Origin of the sequence: Kineococcus sp. R86509, from assembly GCF_042466365.1 — a bacterium.
Lineage (GTDB): Bacteria > Actinomycetota > Actinomycetes > Actinomycetales > Kineococcaceae > Kineococcus.
Map to the genome: position 1 here is coordinate 3469757 of NZ_JAXHCE010000001.1, position 15165 is coordinate 3484921.

Sequence of the window (15165 nt, forward strand, 5' to 3'; positions counted from 1 at the left end):
ACACCCCGCAGCACGAGAAGGAGAGACGACCCGTCATGAGCACCTCGACCACCACCGCCCTGGAACCGGACAGCGCCCGGGCGGGCTACGACCGGGACCGCGCCGTGCGGGTCGCCGTGCTCGGGGTCGGCATGATGGGCCAGGACCACGCCCGGCGGTTGGCGACGCTGACCGCGGGCGCGGAACTGGTCGCCGTCAGCGACGTCGACGCGGCGCGGACCGACGCCGTGGCCGCCGAGTTCGGGGTCCGGGCCATCCACGACCCGAAGGCCGCGATCCTCGACCCCGAGGTCGACGCCATCGTCATCGCCACCCCGGGTTTCACCCACGAGGACCTCGTGCTGGTGGCCCTCGAGGCCGGCAAGCCCGTCCTCTGCGAGAAGCCCCTCACGACCTCGCCGGAGACGTCGCGGCGGATCGTCGAGGCCGAGGCGGCCCTGGGTCGCCCGCTCGTGCAGGTCGGTTTCATGCGTCGCTTCGACGCCGGGTACCAGCAGCTGCGGGGGCTCGTCGAGTCCGGTGAGTACGGCCGGACGCTGTTCCTGCACTGCGCCCACCGCAACGCGACGACCCCGCCGAACTTCTCCTCCGAGATGCTCATCCTCGACTCCGTCGTGCACGAGGTCGACATCGCCCGCTACCTGACGGGGGAGGAGATCGTGGCCATCCGCGTCATCGCGCCGCGGTCGACGAGCGCCGCCCCCGAAGGGCTGCGGGACCCGCAGTTCGTCATCATGGAGACCGAGTCCGGGATCCTCGTGGACGTCGAGATCTTCGTGAACACCACCTTCGGCTACGAGGTGCGCACCGAACTCGTCGCCGAGAAGGGGCAGGCGCGCATCGGCCTGCCCGAGGGCATGGTCACCCAGTCCGGCCAGGGCTGGGGTGGCAGCATCCCCAAGGACTTCAAGGAACGGTTCGGCGCCGCCTACGACGTGGAGTTCCAGCGCTGGATCGACGCCGTCCGCTCCGGGGCGAACGTCGACGGGCCGGGTGTCTGGGACGGCTACGCGGCGGCCGCGGTGTGCGCGGCCGGGGTGGAGTCCCTGCGCACCGGGGAGCGCGTCGAGGTCGACCTGGGGGCGAAACCGTGAGCCTGGCTCCCGGGTTCGTCGCCGACGCCGTACCGCGCAACGCGGACCTGCAGATCGCGCTCGACACCTACATGTTCCGCGAGGTGCCGCTGCTGGACCTCCCCGGACTGGTCGCCGACCTCGGCTACGAGTGGATCGAGCTCTCGCCACGCGAGGACTTCATCCCCTTCTTCCGCCACCCGCGGGTCGACCTCGCGACCGTCCGGAAGTTCCGGTCCGCCCTGGACGCGGCCGGGGTCGGGGTGGCCTCCACGCAGTTCGTCCAGCGCTGGTCCGGTCCGGGTGAGGACGAGCGCAAGCAGGCCGTGCGCAACGTGAAGCGCATCCTCGAGGTGACGAGCGAGCTCGGCGTCCCCGTGGTGCAGAGCGAGTTCAACGGTCGCCCGGAACTCCCCGAGGCCAGCGAGGCGCGGTTCTTCGACTCCCTCGAGGAACTGCTCCCGCACTTCGAGGAGAAGGGCGTCGAACTGCGCCTCGAACCGCACCCCGACGACTTCGTCGAGGACGGCTACCGGGCCGTCGACCTCGTCCGGGGTCTGGACCAGCCCTGGATCGGGTTCGTCTACTGCACCCCGCACACCTACCACCAGGGCGGCGACGGCCCGGGGATCATCCGCTACGCGGGTGACCTGGTCCGCCACGTCCACGTGGCGGACAGCTTCGACTTCCGGGCCTCCAGCGGGTTGCGCTACATCGTCAACCCGCCGGGTTCCACCGCACGGATCCACCAGCACCTGAACATCGGCGAGGGTGAGGTCGACTTCGACGGCATCTTCTCCGCTCTGGGTGAGGTCGGGTTCTCCGGAGCCCTCTGCTCCAGCGTCTTCGCCTGGGAGGAGAAGGCCGAGGAGTCCAGCCGCTCCATGCGCCAGCGGATCCAGGAGTTCGTCGACCGCTGGTGATCGACCGGTGACCCACCCACCCGGGTGGGTCACCCCACGGATGCACCGCCCGGCCCGGCCGTCGGCGCAGGTGAGCACGACCAACAGGCCGGACTGAGTCACCCGCACGGTGCGGGTGACGCCTGTCGACGAGGATGGGAACGACATGAAGACGTCTCGTGGAGGACTCCGCACCGCAGCAGTTCTGGCGGTCGCGGCGCTCGGGCTGGCGGCCTGCAGCAGCACCGGTGGAGCCGAGAAGAGCGGTGACGACGCCAGTGGCGGCGCCGTCGCCAGCACGCCGAAGTTCAAGGTCGCCCTGATCACGCACGCTTCGGCGGGTGACACCTTCTTCGACATCATCCGCAAGGGGGCCGACGCCGCCGCGGCCAAGGACAACATCACCTACCAGTACTCCAACAACGACAACGCGGCGCAGCAGGCGACGCTCATCCAGAACGCCGTCGACTCCAAGGTCGACGCCATCGCGGTCTCGATGCCGAACGCCTCGGCCCTCACGACCGCACTGGCGAACGCCAAGGCCGCGGGCATCCCCGTCGTCGCGTTCAACGCGGGGTTCAACGACTGGCAGTCCGTCGGGGCCATCGGGTACTTCGGTCAGGACGAGTCCATCGCCGGCAAGGCGGCGGGCGCGCGCCTGGGCACCGACGGCGCGAAGAAGGTCCTCTGCGTCATCCAGACCCAGGGACAGGTCCAGCTCGAGGACCGCTGCAAGGGCGTGGCCGCGGGCCTCGGTGGGGCCGGCTCGGTGGAGAACATCTACGTCAACGGCACGGACTCCTCGGCGGTGCAGACGACCCTGACCGCCAAGCTCCAGCAGGACTCGTCCATCGACCACGTCATCACCCTGGGCGCTCCGATCGCGCTGATCGCCACCCAGTCGATCGCGGAGGCGGGCAGCTCGGCCAAGCTGGCGACGTTCGACACCAACGCCGAGCTCGTCCAGGCCATCGTGGACAAGAAGGTCGAGTGGGCCGTCGACCAGCAGCCCTACCTGCAGGGGTACGAGGCGATCGACTCGCTCTGGCTGTACCTGAACAACGCCAACACCATCGGCGGTGGGCAGGCGACGCTGACCGGGCCCGCGTTCATCGACTCCAGCAACATCGACGCGGTGTCGAAGTACGCGAAGGCCGGCACGCGCTGACCTGACGCGCACCGGACCACCCGGACCCCGGCAGGGTTTCCCTGCCGGGGTCCTCCCGCGTCCGGGGTCGGCGGGAGTTCGGCCTGGCGCAACGCGAGATGGGTGGTTGGCTGGTCCCATGCGCATCTTCTTCACCGGCGGCAGTGGCAAGGCCGGACACCACGTCGCCCCGTTCCTGGCCTCCCAGGGCCACCAGGTCACCAACGCCGACCTCACCCCGCTGCGCCACCCCGACGTCACCGACCTGCGCGTCGACCTGACCGACGCCGGCCAGGTCTACTCCGCGATGGCGGGGATGCCGACGATGGCCGACCTCGACGAGCTGGGCCCGGCCGCGGCCGAGGGTTCGGCCTACGACGCCGTCGTCCACTTCGCGGCGATCCCCGCGATCCTCATCGCCCCGGACGCCACGACGTTCGCGACGAACATCCTGGCGCACTACAACGTGCTGGAGGCCGCGACCCGGCTCGGCATCCGCAAGGTGGTCTTCGCCTCCTCGGAGACGACCTACGGCATCTGCTTCGCCCGCGGCGAGCGCAAACCGCTGTACCTGCCCGTCGACGAGGACCACCCCGTCGTCCCCGAGGACTCCTACGCGATGTCCAAGGTGGCGGGGGAGGTCGTCTCGCGCTCCTTCCAGGTCCGGACCGGCGCGGACGTCTACGGCTTCCGGATCAACAACGTCATCGAGCCCCACGAGTACGCCGAGAAGTTCCCGCCCTTCCTGGCGGACCCGGCGTTGCGCCGGCGCAACATCTTCTCCTACATCGACACCCGCGACCTGGGGCAGATGACCCTGCGCGCACTCGAGACCGACGGCCTCGGGTTCGAGGTGTTCAACGTGGCCAACGCCGACACGTCCGTCGCGGCGAGCACCCAGGAGCTCCTCGACACCTTCTACGAAGGGGTCGAGGTCCGCGGAGAACTGGGGCGGAACGAGACCCTCTACAGCATCGACAAGGCGCGCCGACTGCTCGGTTACGAGCCGCAGCACTCCTGGCGCGACGTGCTGCCCGACCCGCGGGCGTGATGCCGGGGTCAGTCCCCGTCCAACTCCTGGGAGGATTTCCACCCTTCTGAGCCGCGGGAAGGGTGGAAAGTTCCCCAGGAGTCGTCAGAGGCGGGCGATCCACTGGGTGAAGGTCTGCCGCCCCCGGTCGGCGTCGGGACCGGGCAGGATCGTCCCGTCCCGCAACGCCTTCCCGAACCCGCCCGGCAGCGGTACCGCGACCACCGGCCCCCTGCGGCCGGTGGCGCGGGCGTAGTCGCGGACCATGTCGACCATCCGCAGGACCTCCGGTCCACCGAGGTCGCGCACGCGCCCGGCGGCTCCCTTTCCCGCGAGTTCGACGAGCCGTTCACCGACCTCCCGCGCCGCGACGGGTCGTGACCGCATGACGGGGACGAGGTTCAGGGGACCGATCGTCGCCTGACCCAGGACCTGCCCGACGAACTCGTGGAACTGCGTGGCCCGCAGGACGGTCCACGGGACCCGCGCCTGCGCCAGGAGTTCCTCCTGCAGGGCCTTGCCGGCGTAGTAGCCGAACGGTGCTCGCTCGACTCCGACGATGGACAGCGCCACGTGGTGCCCGACCCCGGCGGTCTCCTCCGCACGCAGCAGGTTCCTCGTCACCGCGCCGAAGAACTGCCGCGAGGTGTCCGCGGACCGCGTCCCGACCGAGGAGACGTCGACGACGACGTCGGCCCCCTCCAGCGCGGGTCGCAGGCCCGATCCGGTGACGAGGTCGACGCCGGTGGCCCGCGACAGGACGACGGTGTCGTGCCCGTGCTCCCGGGCCACGTCCACGACGTAGCGTCCGACGGTGCCGGTTCCTCCGGCGACGGCGATCTTCACGGGCTGACCTCCTGGGACGGTGTGTTCACGTCCTCCTGACGACGCGGCGGGCCGGAGTGTGAGGTGGCCCGGCGACCGGGCAGGCTGTCCGCTCACGAGGAGCGGGAGGAGCCGGCATGGACGAGGTCCCCGGGGAGCGTCGGCGGCTGGTGTCGTTGGCCTACCGGATGCTCGGCACGATCGCGGAGGCCGAGGACGCCGTCCAGGAGACCTACGTCCGCTGGTACCGCCTGGGCGACGCCGAACGGGCCGCGATCGGGAACCCGCAGGGGTGGCTGACGCGGGTCGCGAGCCGGGTGTGCCTGGACGTCCTGGGGTCCGCCCGTCACCGGCGCGAGCGCTACGTCGGCGAGTGGTTGCCGGAACCCGTTCCGGCGCAGCTCTTCCCAGGGCCGAACCCCGCGACGGGCGACCCGTTGGACCGCGTCACCCTCGACGAGTCCGTCAGCACCGCTCTCCTCGTCGTCATGGAGGCCATGACCCCGGCCGAGCGGGTCGCCTTCGTCCTGCACGACGTCTTCGCGATGCCCTTCCCCGAGATCGCCCTGGTCGTCGGGCGCACCCCGGCCGCGGTGCGCCAACTCGCGTCGTCGGCCCGGCGGCGGGTGCGCGAGCACGACGCCGTCGGGGGTGATCGGCGTGAGCACGACGCCGTCGTCCGGGCCTTCGTGCGGGCGGCGGGGACCGGCGACCTCGCCGCGCTCGCGACCCTGCTCGACCCGTCCGTCGTGCTGCGCTCCGACGGCGGCGGTGTCGTCAGCGCGGCCCGACGTCCCGTGGTCGGCATCGACGCCGTCGCGCGGTTCCTACTCGGCATCGCCCGCAAGAACCCCGGGATGGCCTTCGCCGAGGAGATCACCGGAGACGGGCTCGCCTACCGCGTCGACGACGGGCCCGGCGTCCGCGCCGTGCTGAACCTCCGGGTCCGGGTTGGGCTGGTCACCGACGTCTGGATCCAGATGAACCCCGGTAAGCTCGGAACCTGGGCGGTCCCCGCCGACGCGGGCCGACTACCGGAGGCTGTCGACGGTGTCCAGAACGGTGGCGACGCCGTCCCGCGGCTGCCAGCCGAGCACCGTGCGGGCCGCCTCGGTGGAGACGACCGGCGAACCCGGTAGGTCGAGGCCCGGTGCGGCGCGGTCGAGCACGACGCGGGTCAGCCACTCGAGCGTCACGGCCGGGCCGGCGCTCGCCAGGAACCTGCGCCCGCGCGCTGCCGGATCGTCCAGGGCGCGCACGTGCAGGTCGACGACGTCGCGCACGTCGACGATCCCGAACGCCCGTCCGGGGTCGGGCACGGACCGGCCCGCGAGCACCGCGGCGACCATCGCGACCGAGGCCGAGAGGCGCGGGGACAGCGTCGGGCCGAAGATCCCGGTCGGGTTCACCACGGCCAGTTCCGGTCCGCCGTCGGCCACGAACGCCCACGCGGCCCGTTCGGCCAGCGCCTTGGACCGGACGTAGGGCGGGGCGGTGACGTCGTCACCGTCCGTCCAGTCCGCTTCGGTGAACGGTCCCCCGCTGCTGCGGGAGTAGCCGACCGCCGCGAACGACGACGTCAGGACGACCCGGCGGACGCCCTGCTCGCGGGCGGCGCGCAGGACGCGGAGTGCACCCTCCCGGGCCGGCCGGATGACGTCGTCAGGGTCCTCGGGTTGTCGCGACGGGAACGGTGAGGCGTGGTGCAGGACCCCGTCCGCGCCGGCCAGCGCCTCGTTCCAGCCGTCGTCGACGTCGAGGGTCGCCGTCGCGAACTCCAGCGCCGTCGCGTCGACGCCGGCCCGGTCCACCGCCGCGAGCACGACGTCCCTCCCCTCCGGGCCACGGACGAGCGCCCGGACGCGTTCGCCGTCGGCGAGCAGGCGGACGAGCGAGTGGTTCCCGACGTGACCGGTCGCCCCGGTCACCACGATGGTGCGGTCCACGGTGTTCTCCTTCAGAATCTGGTGAGGACGTCGGTCACGGCGGCGACGGCGCGCTGTTCGGCGTCGGCGTCCCCGCGCACCCGGGCGTCCCACAGGTCGGTCTTGCGGTGCAGGTACTCGGCGCGGACCCGGAGCCGGGCGATCTCGGCCTCGACGCGTGCCGCCTGCGCACTGAACAGGTCACATTGCGCGGCAGCGGATTCCGCGTCGCCACGCGCGAGCAGGTCGAGGTAGCGGCGCAGGTCGGCGACTCCGACGCCGGCCGAGCGCAGGCAGGCCAGCGCCTCGATCCGGGCGGCCGTGGCCTCGTCGTAGCGTCGGTGCCCGCTGTCGACGTCGCGCGGGACCGGGCCGAGCAGGCCGATCTTCTCGTAGTAGCGGAGCGTGGGTTCGCTGAAACCCGACCGTGCCGCCATCTCGGCGATGCCCAGGTCGTCGACTCGTGTGCGCACAGGGAGATCCTGCGCGCCCTCAAGCGCTTGAGGTCAAGCGTCCTCAGCCCGCCGAACGCACCCACGCGCTGAACGAGCGCAAGGACCCCGAACCGGGCCGGCGCAGCCAGGGCCACGGGTGGCGGGCGACGACGTCCGCCCGCGCCGACCGAGCGGCGAACCCGGGGACGGGGGCGTGGGTGACGGCCAGACGGCGTCCGGCCAGTTCCGCCACGGGGTCGCCGAGGTGCACGTCGCAGCCGAGTTCCGCCAGGGTCTCGGCGAGGAAGACGAGTCGCTTGCCGGACAACCGCAGGTGGGCCAGCAACGGCTCGTCGAACACGAAGACCGCGGGGAGGTCCGGGTGCGCGAGCAGGGCCGGGTCGGTGTCGCCGAGGGACTCCGCCGTCAACCAGACCGTGTCGGGTTCCCCCGTGACCTCCGGTGACCGGGGGCCGGCGTCGGTGGGACCGCCCGCCAGCGCGTCCGGGGCCTCGGCGCGGGGACCGGCCTCGGTGTCCGGCCACTCCTGGACGGGGCAGGCCCGCTGCAGGGGACAGCTGCGGCACAGACCGGGGGCGCGCTTCTCGACCTGCCAGCGGCTGAAGCCGTAGACCTTGCCCGTCCCGGTCCCGACCGTCCACTGCCAGCCGAGGCGGTTGGCGGCCTGGGAACCGTCGAGCAGGTGGCGGTACATCTCCTGCGCGCCCTCGCGCCAGTCCGCCCCGGCCCGCACCGACCACTGCGACGCCAGCCACATCCGGGTCTGGTTCACCAGCCAGCCGTCCTCGTGCAGTTCCGCGGTGGTCGCCGCGACGCAGGCCATGTCCTGCGGCCAGGGCTCGCGGGGCCAGGCCTGCGCCGGGACGGGAGCCTCGAAGCGCAGGGCCTCCGCCGTGCGGTGGCCGAGGCGGGCGTAGAGGTGGCGGGCGTACTCCTGCCAGAGCAGTTCGTCGCGGAACTTCGAGCGGTCCCGGGCCGGTGCGTCGGCGGCCGCCGCCCACACGGCGGGCAGGGGCAGCAGCCCGTGGCGGATGTAGGGGGAGAGCCGCGTCGCGCCGCGGCGCTCCCGCGGGAACACCTCGTTGCGGCGGGCGGCGTAGCCGGTCAGGTCCAGCGTGGCGAGGGCGGTGTCGGCGGCGGTCTGCCCGCCGCGCACCGGGGACACCGGTACCGCCTCGTCCGGGGCCTCGCAGGTCAGGTGCCCGAGGTGGGTGGCGACCCAGGCGCGCACGGCGTCGCGCTCGGTCGGCGGGGGAGGCAGGAGGGGCACCGGCCCATCGTCGCCCCGGCGGGCGGGGTCGGCACCCGGCGCCGCGGTTCAGCCGGTGGTCGCCGGTGCGGGCCCCGTCGTCCGACGGACCGCGAGCGTGGCGGCGACCCGGTGCACGCGGCCCCCCTGGCCGGCGCCGGCGAGGCGTTCGGTGACGAAACGTCCGCTCTGGACGCCGATGGCGAAGGTCCCGTTGTCGACCGACGTCAGGGACAGGTGGCGGATGGCGGCGAGGTAGGTGTTGTCGTAGCCGACGACCGACAGGTCCCCGGGAACGCTGAGCCCCAGGTCGTGCGCCGCCGACAGGGTGCCGATGGCCGCCAGGTCGTTGTAGGCGAAGATCGCGGTCGGGCGCTCCCGGCTCTCCAGGACCCGCCGGGCGGCGGCGTACCCGCTCTCCTCACCCGCGCCGCCGGCCACGACCACCGCCGTGAGGCCGGCGTCTGCGAGGGTCCCCTCGAACCCCTGGGCGCGCAGCGAACCCACCCGTCCCGGGCCGCGCAGGTGCACGATCCGGCGGTGACCGAGGTCGAGCAGGTGCCGGGTCGCGCCGGTCGCGCCGGCCTCGTCGTCGTTGACCACCACGTCGGCGTCCAGGTCGCCCGGTTCGTAGGTCCCGGCGAGGACGATCGGCGCACCGGCGCTCGCGGCCCGGCGCAGCTCCTCCTCGTCGTCGGTGGTGCCGACGACGACGACCGCGTCGACCCGCTGCGAGCGCAGCTGGTCCACCGCCGAGCGGCCGACCCGCCGGGAGGTGAAGGAGTCGGCGAGCACGGGCGCCAGCCCGGCCCCGTCGAGGGAGGCGGTCAGGCCGGCGAGGAGCTCGACGAACCAGGGGTTGCGCAGGTCGTTGAGCAGGACCCCGACCGTGCCCGACCGCGGCTGGGCCAGCGCCCGGGCCAGCCGGTTCGGGTGGTAGCCCAGCTCCTCCGCCGCCTGCCGCACCGAGGCGCGGCGGGCCTCGCTCACGCCGGGGTCCCCGCGCAGCGCCAGCGAGGCCAGCGACTTCGACACCCCGGCCTGCTCGGCCACGTCCCGGATCGTGGGCATCCGCGGTGTCGGCGTGCGTCCGTCGCGGTGTTCCACGGGGGCAGCTTAGGGGTAGGCGCCGGGATTGCTGGACGCTATTCTGGACCGGTCCACACCTGTCCAGTCGCTCAGCGAGGAGCACCGTGTCCACCTCCACGACCCGCCCGGTTCCGGCGGCGCCGAAGTTGTCGATGAACGTCACCACCACCTTCTTCGGCAACGTCGTCCAGGACATCGCCGTCGCCCGGCAGGCCGGGTTCGGGGGCATCGAGCTGCAGAGCCCCAAGCTCTACCGCTACCTCGACGCGGGTTTCTCGGTGCACACGCTGCCGCCCCTCCTGGAAGGCCTCGAGGTGACGGGCCTCGGCGCGGTCCTCGACGCCGAGCGCCAGGGCGCCGCGCGGGAGGACTTCCTGGCCGAGGTGCGCCGCATGTGCTCGATCGCCGCCACGCTCGGCGCCCCGATCGTCCAGCTGTGCACCGGTCCGGTGGACGTCGGCGTGGTCAAGGACCACCGCGCGGGCACCCTGGCTGACGACGACACCCGCTACCGCGCGACCCTGGGGATGGACGAGGCCGAGGCCGTCGCCGTCACCGCGGGCAACGTCCGCGAGGCCGCCGACATCGCCGCCGACCACGGTCTCGAGCTCTACCTCGAACCCCTCGCCTGGGCCCGGCTCAACCGGTGTCGCCACGCGCTGCGGATCATCGAGACCGCCGGGCGGTCCAACGTCGGGATCGCGCTGGACACCTGGCACTTCTGGTCCACGGGGGACACCCTCGAGGAGGTCGCCGCCCTGCCACCGGAACTCATCAAGGCCGTCCACCTCTCCGACGGCCTCGACCTCGACCGCGAGCACGACGTCGCCGACCAGGGCGTGCACCGCAACGTCGTCATCGGCGGGGGAGCGATCCCGTTGCAGCAGTGGGTCGACGCGATCAAGTCCACCGGCTACGACGGCTGGTGGGTCTCGGAGATGTTCTCCGACCGCGCCAACGAGCACGATCCGCTGGTGGTGGCGACGACCATGCGCAACCTGCTCGCCATCCTGGTCGGCTGAGCCCCGTGCAACGCTTCGCCCTCCTCGGTGCCGGGTTCATCGGCTCCGTCCACGCCCGCAACCTCGCCGCGCACCCGGACGTCGACCTCGTCGTGGTCTACGACATCGACGACGCCCGCGCCCAGGACCTCGCCCGTCGTCACGGCTCGCGGGCCGCCGGCGGTCTCGGTGAGGTCTTCGACGCCGACCGCGTCGACGCGGTGTTCATCGCCTCCTCCACCGACACCCACGCCCAGCACCTGCGCGCGGCCGCCGACGCCGGCCTGGCCGTCATCTGCGAGAAACCCCTGGCCCCCGACCTCGCCGCGGCGCGCGACGTCGTCGCGCACGTCCGCCGCAGCGGGGTGCCGGCCATGCTCGACTTCAACCGCCGCTTCGACCGCGACCACGCCGCGCTCCGTCGCGTGGTGGCGGAGGGGGGCGTCGGGGAGGTCGAACTCCTGCAGTTGACGTCGCGCGGCCCTTCTCTCCCGCCCATCGAGTACCTCGAGGTCTCCGGGGGCCAGTTGCGCGACCAGACCGTGCACTTCTTCGACCTCGCGCGGTGGATCAGCGGTCAGGATCCGGTCTCGGTCTCCGTCACCGGTTCCGCCCTGGCCGATCCCCGCATCGCGCGCTTCGGCGACGTCGACACCTCGGTGGCCGTGCTGACCCTGCCCTCGGGGGCGCTCGTGCAGATCGACAGCGTCCGGCGCACCGGGTACGGCTACGACGAGCGCATCGAGGTCATGGGGTCCACGGGGCTGGTGGAGTCCCGGCGTCACCACCGGGGAAACGTCGTGCACTACGGCGCGACCGGGGTCGTCGCCGACGCGTTGCCGCCGGGCTGGTTCGAGCGGGTCGAGCCGACCTACGCCGCGACGCTGGCCGCCTTCGTCGACGCGCTGGAGCGGGGGACCGCCCCGCCCGTCACGCTGGAGGACGGTCTCGTGGCGCAGGCGGTGGCCGACGCGGCCACCCGCGCCCTGGTCAGCGGGCGGACGGAGACCATCGCCTATCCATGACGGGACGCCCTGCGCGACAGGGCGTCCCGTCCGGCCGGGCCGCCGTTCAGACCCCGGCGGCCCGGGCGGCGTCCTTGAGGACCTCCGCCGCCACCTCCAGGCCCTCGATCCGCCCGAGGGAGGTGTCCTCGTGCTCGATGTTCACGGCCATGTCCGGGTCGACCTCGTGCAGGGCGCGCAGGAACTCGGCCCAGAACGCGGTGTCGTGGCCCCTGCCGAGGGCGACGAAGTCCCACGCGGACTCCTTCGGCCACTCGTTGACCCACTCGTCGCCCCCGAGGTTCGTGCGGTCCTCGGCGGGGTCGAGGCGACGGAACCGGTTGTCCAGCACGCCGTAGACCGCGGCGGCCGGATTGATCCGCACGTCCTTGGCCGCGGCGTGGAACACCAGTGGACCGAGGTCCCGGACGACGGCGACGGGGTCCATCTGCTGCCAGAACAGGTGCGAGGCGTCGAGTTCGACGCCGAGGTGGGTCGCCCCCGTGCGTTCCAGCAGTTCGCGCATGTTCGCCGGGTTGAAGACGACGTTCTGCGGGTGCAGTTCCAGGGCGACCTTGACGTCGAGTTCGCGAGCGAGGGCGTCGATCTCCTTCCAGAACGGGGCGGCCACGCTCCACTGGTGCTCGATGACGTCGAGGTCGCGGGAGTTCCAGGCGTTGACGACCCAGGTGGGGCGGGTCGCCCCGGGTTCGGCGCCGGGGAGCCCCGACATGGTGACGACGCGGTGCTGGCCCAGGCGGTTCGCCAGCCGGATCGACCGGCGGACGTCCTCGGCGTGCTGGTCGCCGATGACCGGGTTCGGGTGCAGCGGGTTGCCGTTGCAGTTCAGGCCGGCGATCGAGACCCCGGTGCCCTCGAAGGTCCCGAGGAACTCGTCACGCGCGGTGTCGCTGACCAGGATGTCGTCGAAGGTGGGGATGTGGACCGGCGGCAGGAACCCGCCGGAGTTCAGTTCGATGCCCTGCAGGCCGAGGTCGGCGACGACCTGCAGCGCCTCGGGCAGGGATCGGTCGTGCAGGATCGCGTTGTAGACGCCGAGTTTCACGGTCTGCTCTCTCTCAGTCGAGGGGGACGGGTTCGCCCGTGCCGTCGGCGGCCCGGGTGACCGCCTCGAGCACGCGCAGGTTGTGCAGGCCGTGGGCCATCGGCGGCACGACGGGGAGGTCGCCGATCGGCGAGCCGACGCCGCCGGCGACCTCGTTGAGGAACGCGCGGCACTGGAAGCTGAAGAAGTCGCTCTGCCCGTGCCCGACGCCGCCGAAGTCCATCGGGAGCCCACCTGCGACGTAGGGGTGCTCGGGGCCGACGAGGACCTGACGGTAGCCGTTGACCACGCCGGGCGCGGTCGAGTCGGCGATGGTGAACTCACCGGTGCGGTTGAGGTCGAAGGCCCCCGCGCCGTGCTCGGTGAAGATCTCGAAACCCAGTCCGTTGGGCAGGCCGTGCGCGATGCGCGAGACCGAGAACGTCCCGGTCGCTCCGTTCGTGAAGGTCGCAGTGAACGTCGCCAGGTCCTCGTTCTCGACGTCCTCGAACTCGGCGCTCACCTCGGACAGGGCGTGCCCGACGACGGCGCCGACCGGTTTCGGCCGGCGCGTCGTCACCTGCGAGAACACCGTCCCCCGCACCGACTCCAGCGGCCCGCAGAAGTACTCACCGAGGTCGACCAGGTGGCTGCCGATGTCTGCGAGCGCCCCCGACCCCAGACCGCCCTGGTAGCGCCAGCTGATGGGGGCGTTCGGGTTGGCCGCGTAGTCGCACCAGTAGTGGCCGTTGAAGTGGCGGACGGTCCCGAGGTGACCGTTCAGCACCTGCTCGCGCAGGGCGTTGATCGCGGGGGAGCGGCGGAAGGTGAAACCCACCGCGGCGACGAGGTCCGGGTGCTGGGCGGCGGCCGCGACCATCGCCTCCGCGTCGGTGACCGAGGGGGCCAGCGGCTTCTCGCAGAGGACGTGCTTGCCCGCGGCCAGCAGACCCTCGACGATCTCGCGGTGCAGGTGGTTGGCGACGACGACGCTGACGGCGTCGACGTCGTCGGCCTCGGCCACGGCCTGCCAGGACGTCTCGGCGCGCTCGTAGCCGTAGCGCTGCGCCGCGGCCACGGCGAACGGTTCGTGGGCGTCGGCGACGGCGACCAGGCGGACCGGCGGCAGGCCCTCGCCGTAGGAACCACCCGCGAGGGTGGAGGCGGCGCGGTAGCCGGCGAGGTGGGCGCGGCCGGCCATCCCGGCGCCGATCACGGCGACGCCGATCGGGCGGGTGGGGGAGGTGGGGGGCATCGGGCGGGCCTCTCGGGAGGGTCGCGGGTCGGCACCGGCACTGGTGCGACGTAATTTTCAAACCGGTTTGAACGACTGCCGCTAGAATCGGTTCGACCGTCCGCCGTTGTCAAGCGGGCCAGGGAGGGAGTCCGGTGTCCGCTCGACCCACGATCAAGGACGTCGCGGCCCGGGCCGGGGTGTCGAAGGGCATGGTGTCCCTCGCCCTGCGGGGGGCGCCGGGGCCCAGCGCCGAGACGGCCGCCCGCGTGCTGCGGGCGGCCGCCGACCTCGGGTACCGCGCCGACCGCGCGGCGAGCAGCCTCGCGCTGCGGCGCACCCGCCTGCTCGGGATCACCGTGGCCGTCCGCAACGCCTTCCACGCCGAGCTCGTCGAGGAGCTGCAGGACGCCGCGGAGGAGGCCGGCTACGACGTCGTGCTCGCCGCGGTGACCCGCACGCGGGGGGAGCGGGCGGCGATCGAGACCCTGCTCGACTCCCGCTGCGAGGCGCTGCTGCTGCTCGGGCCGGAACTGCCCGGTGCGGAGCTGATGGAGCTGCGGCGACGCGTGCCCGTCGTGGTCCTGGGACGGCGCCCGCGCCTCGCGGACCCCGGGTCGCCAGGGCCCGACGTCGTGCGCGCCTCCGACGAGGTCGGGACGCGGCTGCTGGTCGAGCACCTGGTCGGCCTGGGCCACCGGGACCTGCTGCACGTCTCGGGCGGCGCGGGGGACATCGCCGCCGACCGCCGCGCCGGGTTCGAGGCCGCCGTCGCGACCGCCGGGGTGCGCGGGCGGGTCGTGGAGGGGACCTTCGACGAGGAGGGCGGGGCCGCCGCCACCCGGCGGGTGCTGGGTGGGGGGTGGACGGGGACGGCGGTGGTGGCCGCCAGCGACCGGATCGCGCTCGGCGTCCTCGACGTCCTCCTGCGGGACGGGATCGCGGTCCCCGGGCGGGTGTCGGTGACCGGCTACGACGACAGCCTCCTGGCCCGGCTGGGGCACGTGCGGCTGACGTCGGTGAGCCAGGACGCGGCCGGGCAGGCGGCGTGCGCGGTGCGGGCGGCCGTGCAGCGCCTGGACGGCGAGGACGATCCGGGCCCCGCCGACGTCGTCCTCGTCCCGCGGCTGGTGGTGCGGGACACGACCGGTCCAGTCATGTCAGAATGACAGGACAAATTATCCGG

Annotated in this window: 15 protein-coding genes; 8 read left to right on the top strand and 7 right to left on the bottom strand. The window is 72.8% G+C overall.

The window, feature by feature from the left end; genetic code table 11:
* Nucleotides 1-35: 35 nt before the first annotated feature.
* The 4 genes from SJY07_RS16910 to SJY07_RS16925 all read left to right on the top strand — a co-directional run bounded on the left by SJY07_RS16910 (nt 36) and on the right by SJY07_RS16925 (nt 4173).
* The gene (locus SJY07_RS16910) at nt 36-1094 is read left to right on the top strand and encodes a Gfo/Idh/MocA family oxidoreductase (protein WP_328293062.1); all 1059 of its coding nucleotides are present in this window, start codon (nt 36-38) and stop codon (nt 1092-1094) included.
* Between the two features lie 47 nt (nt 1095-1141).
* On the top strand, nt 1142-1996 hold the full coding sequence (locus SJY07_RS16915) for a sugar phosphate isomerase/epimerase family protein (RefSeq protein WP_380162388.1): 855 nt from the start codon (nt 1142-1144) through the stop codon (nt 1994-1996).
* Nucleotides 1997-2141: 145 nt separating this feature from the next.
* The gene (locus SJY07_RS16920) at nt 2142-3143 is read left to right on the top strand and encodes a substrate-binding domain-containing protein (RefSeq protein WP_328293060.1); all 1002 of its coding nucleotides are present in this window, start codon (nt 2142-2144) and stop codon (nt 3141-3143) included.
* A gap of 118 nt (nt 3144-3261) precedes the next feature.
* Nucleotides 3262-4173: an NAD-dependent epimerase/dehydratase family protein gene (locus SJY07_RS16925; RefSeq protein ID WP_380160666.1), complete on the top strand. Its 912-nt coding sequence runs from the start codon at nt 3262-3264 to the stop codon at nt 4171-4173.
* Between the two features lie 84 nt (nt 4174-4257).
* Here the strand turns inward: SJY07_RS16925 and SJY07_RS16930 are convergent, their stop codons facing one another.
* The gene (locus tag SJY07_RS16930) at nt 4258-4998 is read right to left on the bottom strand and encodes an SDR family oxidoreductase (RefSeq protein WP_380160668.1); all 741 of its coding nucleotides are present in this window, start codon (nt 4996-4998) and stop codon (nt 4258-4260) included.
* A gap of 116 nt (nt 4999-5114) precedes the next feature.
* Between SJY07_RS16930 and sigJ the strand changes: the two genes are divergently transcribed.
* The gene (gene sigJ, locus SJY07_RS16935; RefSeq protein WP_380160670.1) at nt 5115-6116 is read left to right on the top strand and encodes an RNA polymerase sigma factor SigJ; all 1002 of its coding nucleotides are present in this window, start codon (nt 5115-5117) and stop codon (nt 6114-6116) included.
* Here the strand turns inward: sigJ and SJY07_RS16940 are convergent.
* The 4 genes from SJY07_RS16940 to SJY07_RS16955 are packed head-to-tail and all read right to left on the bottom strand — an operon-like array spanning nt 6009 to nt 9713.
* Nucleotides 6009-6923 carry an NAD-dependent epimerase/dehydratase family protein gene (locus SJY07_RS16940; RefSeq protein ID WP_380160672.1) on the bottom strand — a complete coding sequence of 305 codons (915 nt, stop codon included), beginning with the start codon at nt 6921-6923 and terminating at the stop codon, nt 6009-6011. The two genes, sigJ and SJY07_RS16940, sit on opposite strands and share 108 nt — an antisense overlap.
* A gap of 11 nt (nt 6924-6934) precedes the next feature.
* Nucleotides 6935-7375 (bottom strand): MerR family transcriptional regulator, encoded by a 441-nt coding sequence (locus tag SJY07_RS16945; protein WP_380160674.1) that lies wholly within the window; start codon nt 7373-7375, stop codon nt 6935-6937.
* Between the two features lie 43 nt (nt 7376-7418).
* Nucleotides 7419-8627, bottom strand: coding sequence for an FAD-binding domain-containing protein (locus tag SJY07_RS16950; protein ID WP_380160676.1), 1209 nt, complete (start codon nt 8625-8627; stop codon nt 7419-7421).
* Between the two features lie 48 nt (nt 8628-8675).
* On the bottom strand, nt 8676-9713 hold the full coding sequence (locus SJY07_RS16955; RefSeq protein WP_380160677.1) for a LacI family DNA-binding transcriptional regulator: 1038 nt from the start codon (nt 9711-9713) through the stop codon (nt 8676-8678).
* A gap of 86 nt (nt 9714-9799) precedes the next feature.
* Here SJY07_RS16955 and SJY07_RS16960 point away from each other — a divergent pair, with 86 nt between their 5' ends.
* Together SJY07_RS16960 and SJY07_RS16965 are read left to right on the top strand one after the other, a co-directional pair.
* Nucleotides 9800-10717: a sugar phosphate isomerase/epimerase family protein gene (locus SJY07_RS16960; RefSeq protein ID WP_380160679.1), complete on the top strand. Its 918-nt coding sequence runs from the start codon at nt 9800-9802 to the stop codon at nt 10715-10717.
* Nucleotides 10718-10722: 5 nt separating this feature from the next.
* Nucleotides 10723-11721 (top strand): Gfo/Idh/MocA family oxidoreductase, encoded by a 999-nt coding sequence (locus SJY07_RS16965; protein ID WP_380160681.1) that lies wholly within the window; start codon nt 10723-10725, stop codon nt 11719-11721.
* 46 nt (nt 11722-11767) lie between these two features.
* Here the strand turns inward: SJY07_RS16965 and SJY07_RS16970 are convergent, their stop codons facing one another.
* Together SJY07_RS16970 and SJY07_RS16975 are read right to left on the bottom strand one after the other, a co-directional pair.
* Nucleotides 11768-12766 (bottom strand): sugar phosphate isomerase/epimerase family protein, encoded by a 999-nt coding sequence (locus tag SJY07_RS16970; protein WP_380160683.1) that lies wholly within the window; start codon nt 12764-12766, stop codon nt 11768-11770.
* A gap of 13 nt (nt 12767-12779) precedes the next feature.
* Nucleotides 12780-14000, bottom strand: a complete 1221-nt coding sequence (locus SJY07_RS16975; RefSeq protein WP_328293049.1) for a Gfo/Idh/MocA family oxidoreductase — start codon at nt 13998-14000, stop codon at nt 12780-12782.
* A 134-nt stretch (nt 14001-14134) separates the two neighbouring features.
* Between SJY07_RS16975 and SJY07_RS16980 the strand changes: the two genes are divergently transcribed.
* On the top strand, nt 14135-15148 hold the full coding sequence (locus tag SJY07_RS16980) for a LacI family DNA-binding transcriptional regulator (RefSeq protein ID WP_380160686.1): 1014 nt from the start codon (nt 14135-14137) through the stop codon (nt 15146-15148).
* Nucleotides 15149-15165: the final 17 nt, after the last annotated feature.

Bases quoted from the DNA above. Each gene is read 5' to 3' on its own strand.
- SJY07_RS16910 (WP_328293062.1), top strand. From the start codon at position 36: ATGAGCACCTCGACCACCACCGCCCTGGAACCGGACAGCGCCCGGGCG.
- SJY07_RS16920 (WP_328293060.1), top strand. From the start codon at position 2,142: ATGAAGACGTCTCGTGGAGGACTCCGCACCGCAGCAGTTCTGGCGGTC.
- SJY07_RS16975 (WP_328293049.1), bottom strand. From the start codon at position 14,000: ATGCCCCCCACCTCCCCCACCCGCCCGATCGGCGTCGCCGTGATCGGC.
- sigJ (WP_380160670.1), top strand. From the start codon at position 5,115: ATGGACGAGGTCCCCGGGGAGCGTCGGCGGCTGGTGTCGTTGGCCTAC.
- SJY07_RS16925 (WP_380160666.1), top strand. From the start codon at position 3,262: ATGCGCATCTTCTTCACCGGCGGCAGTGGCAAGGCCGGACACCACGTC.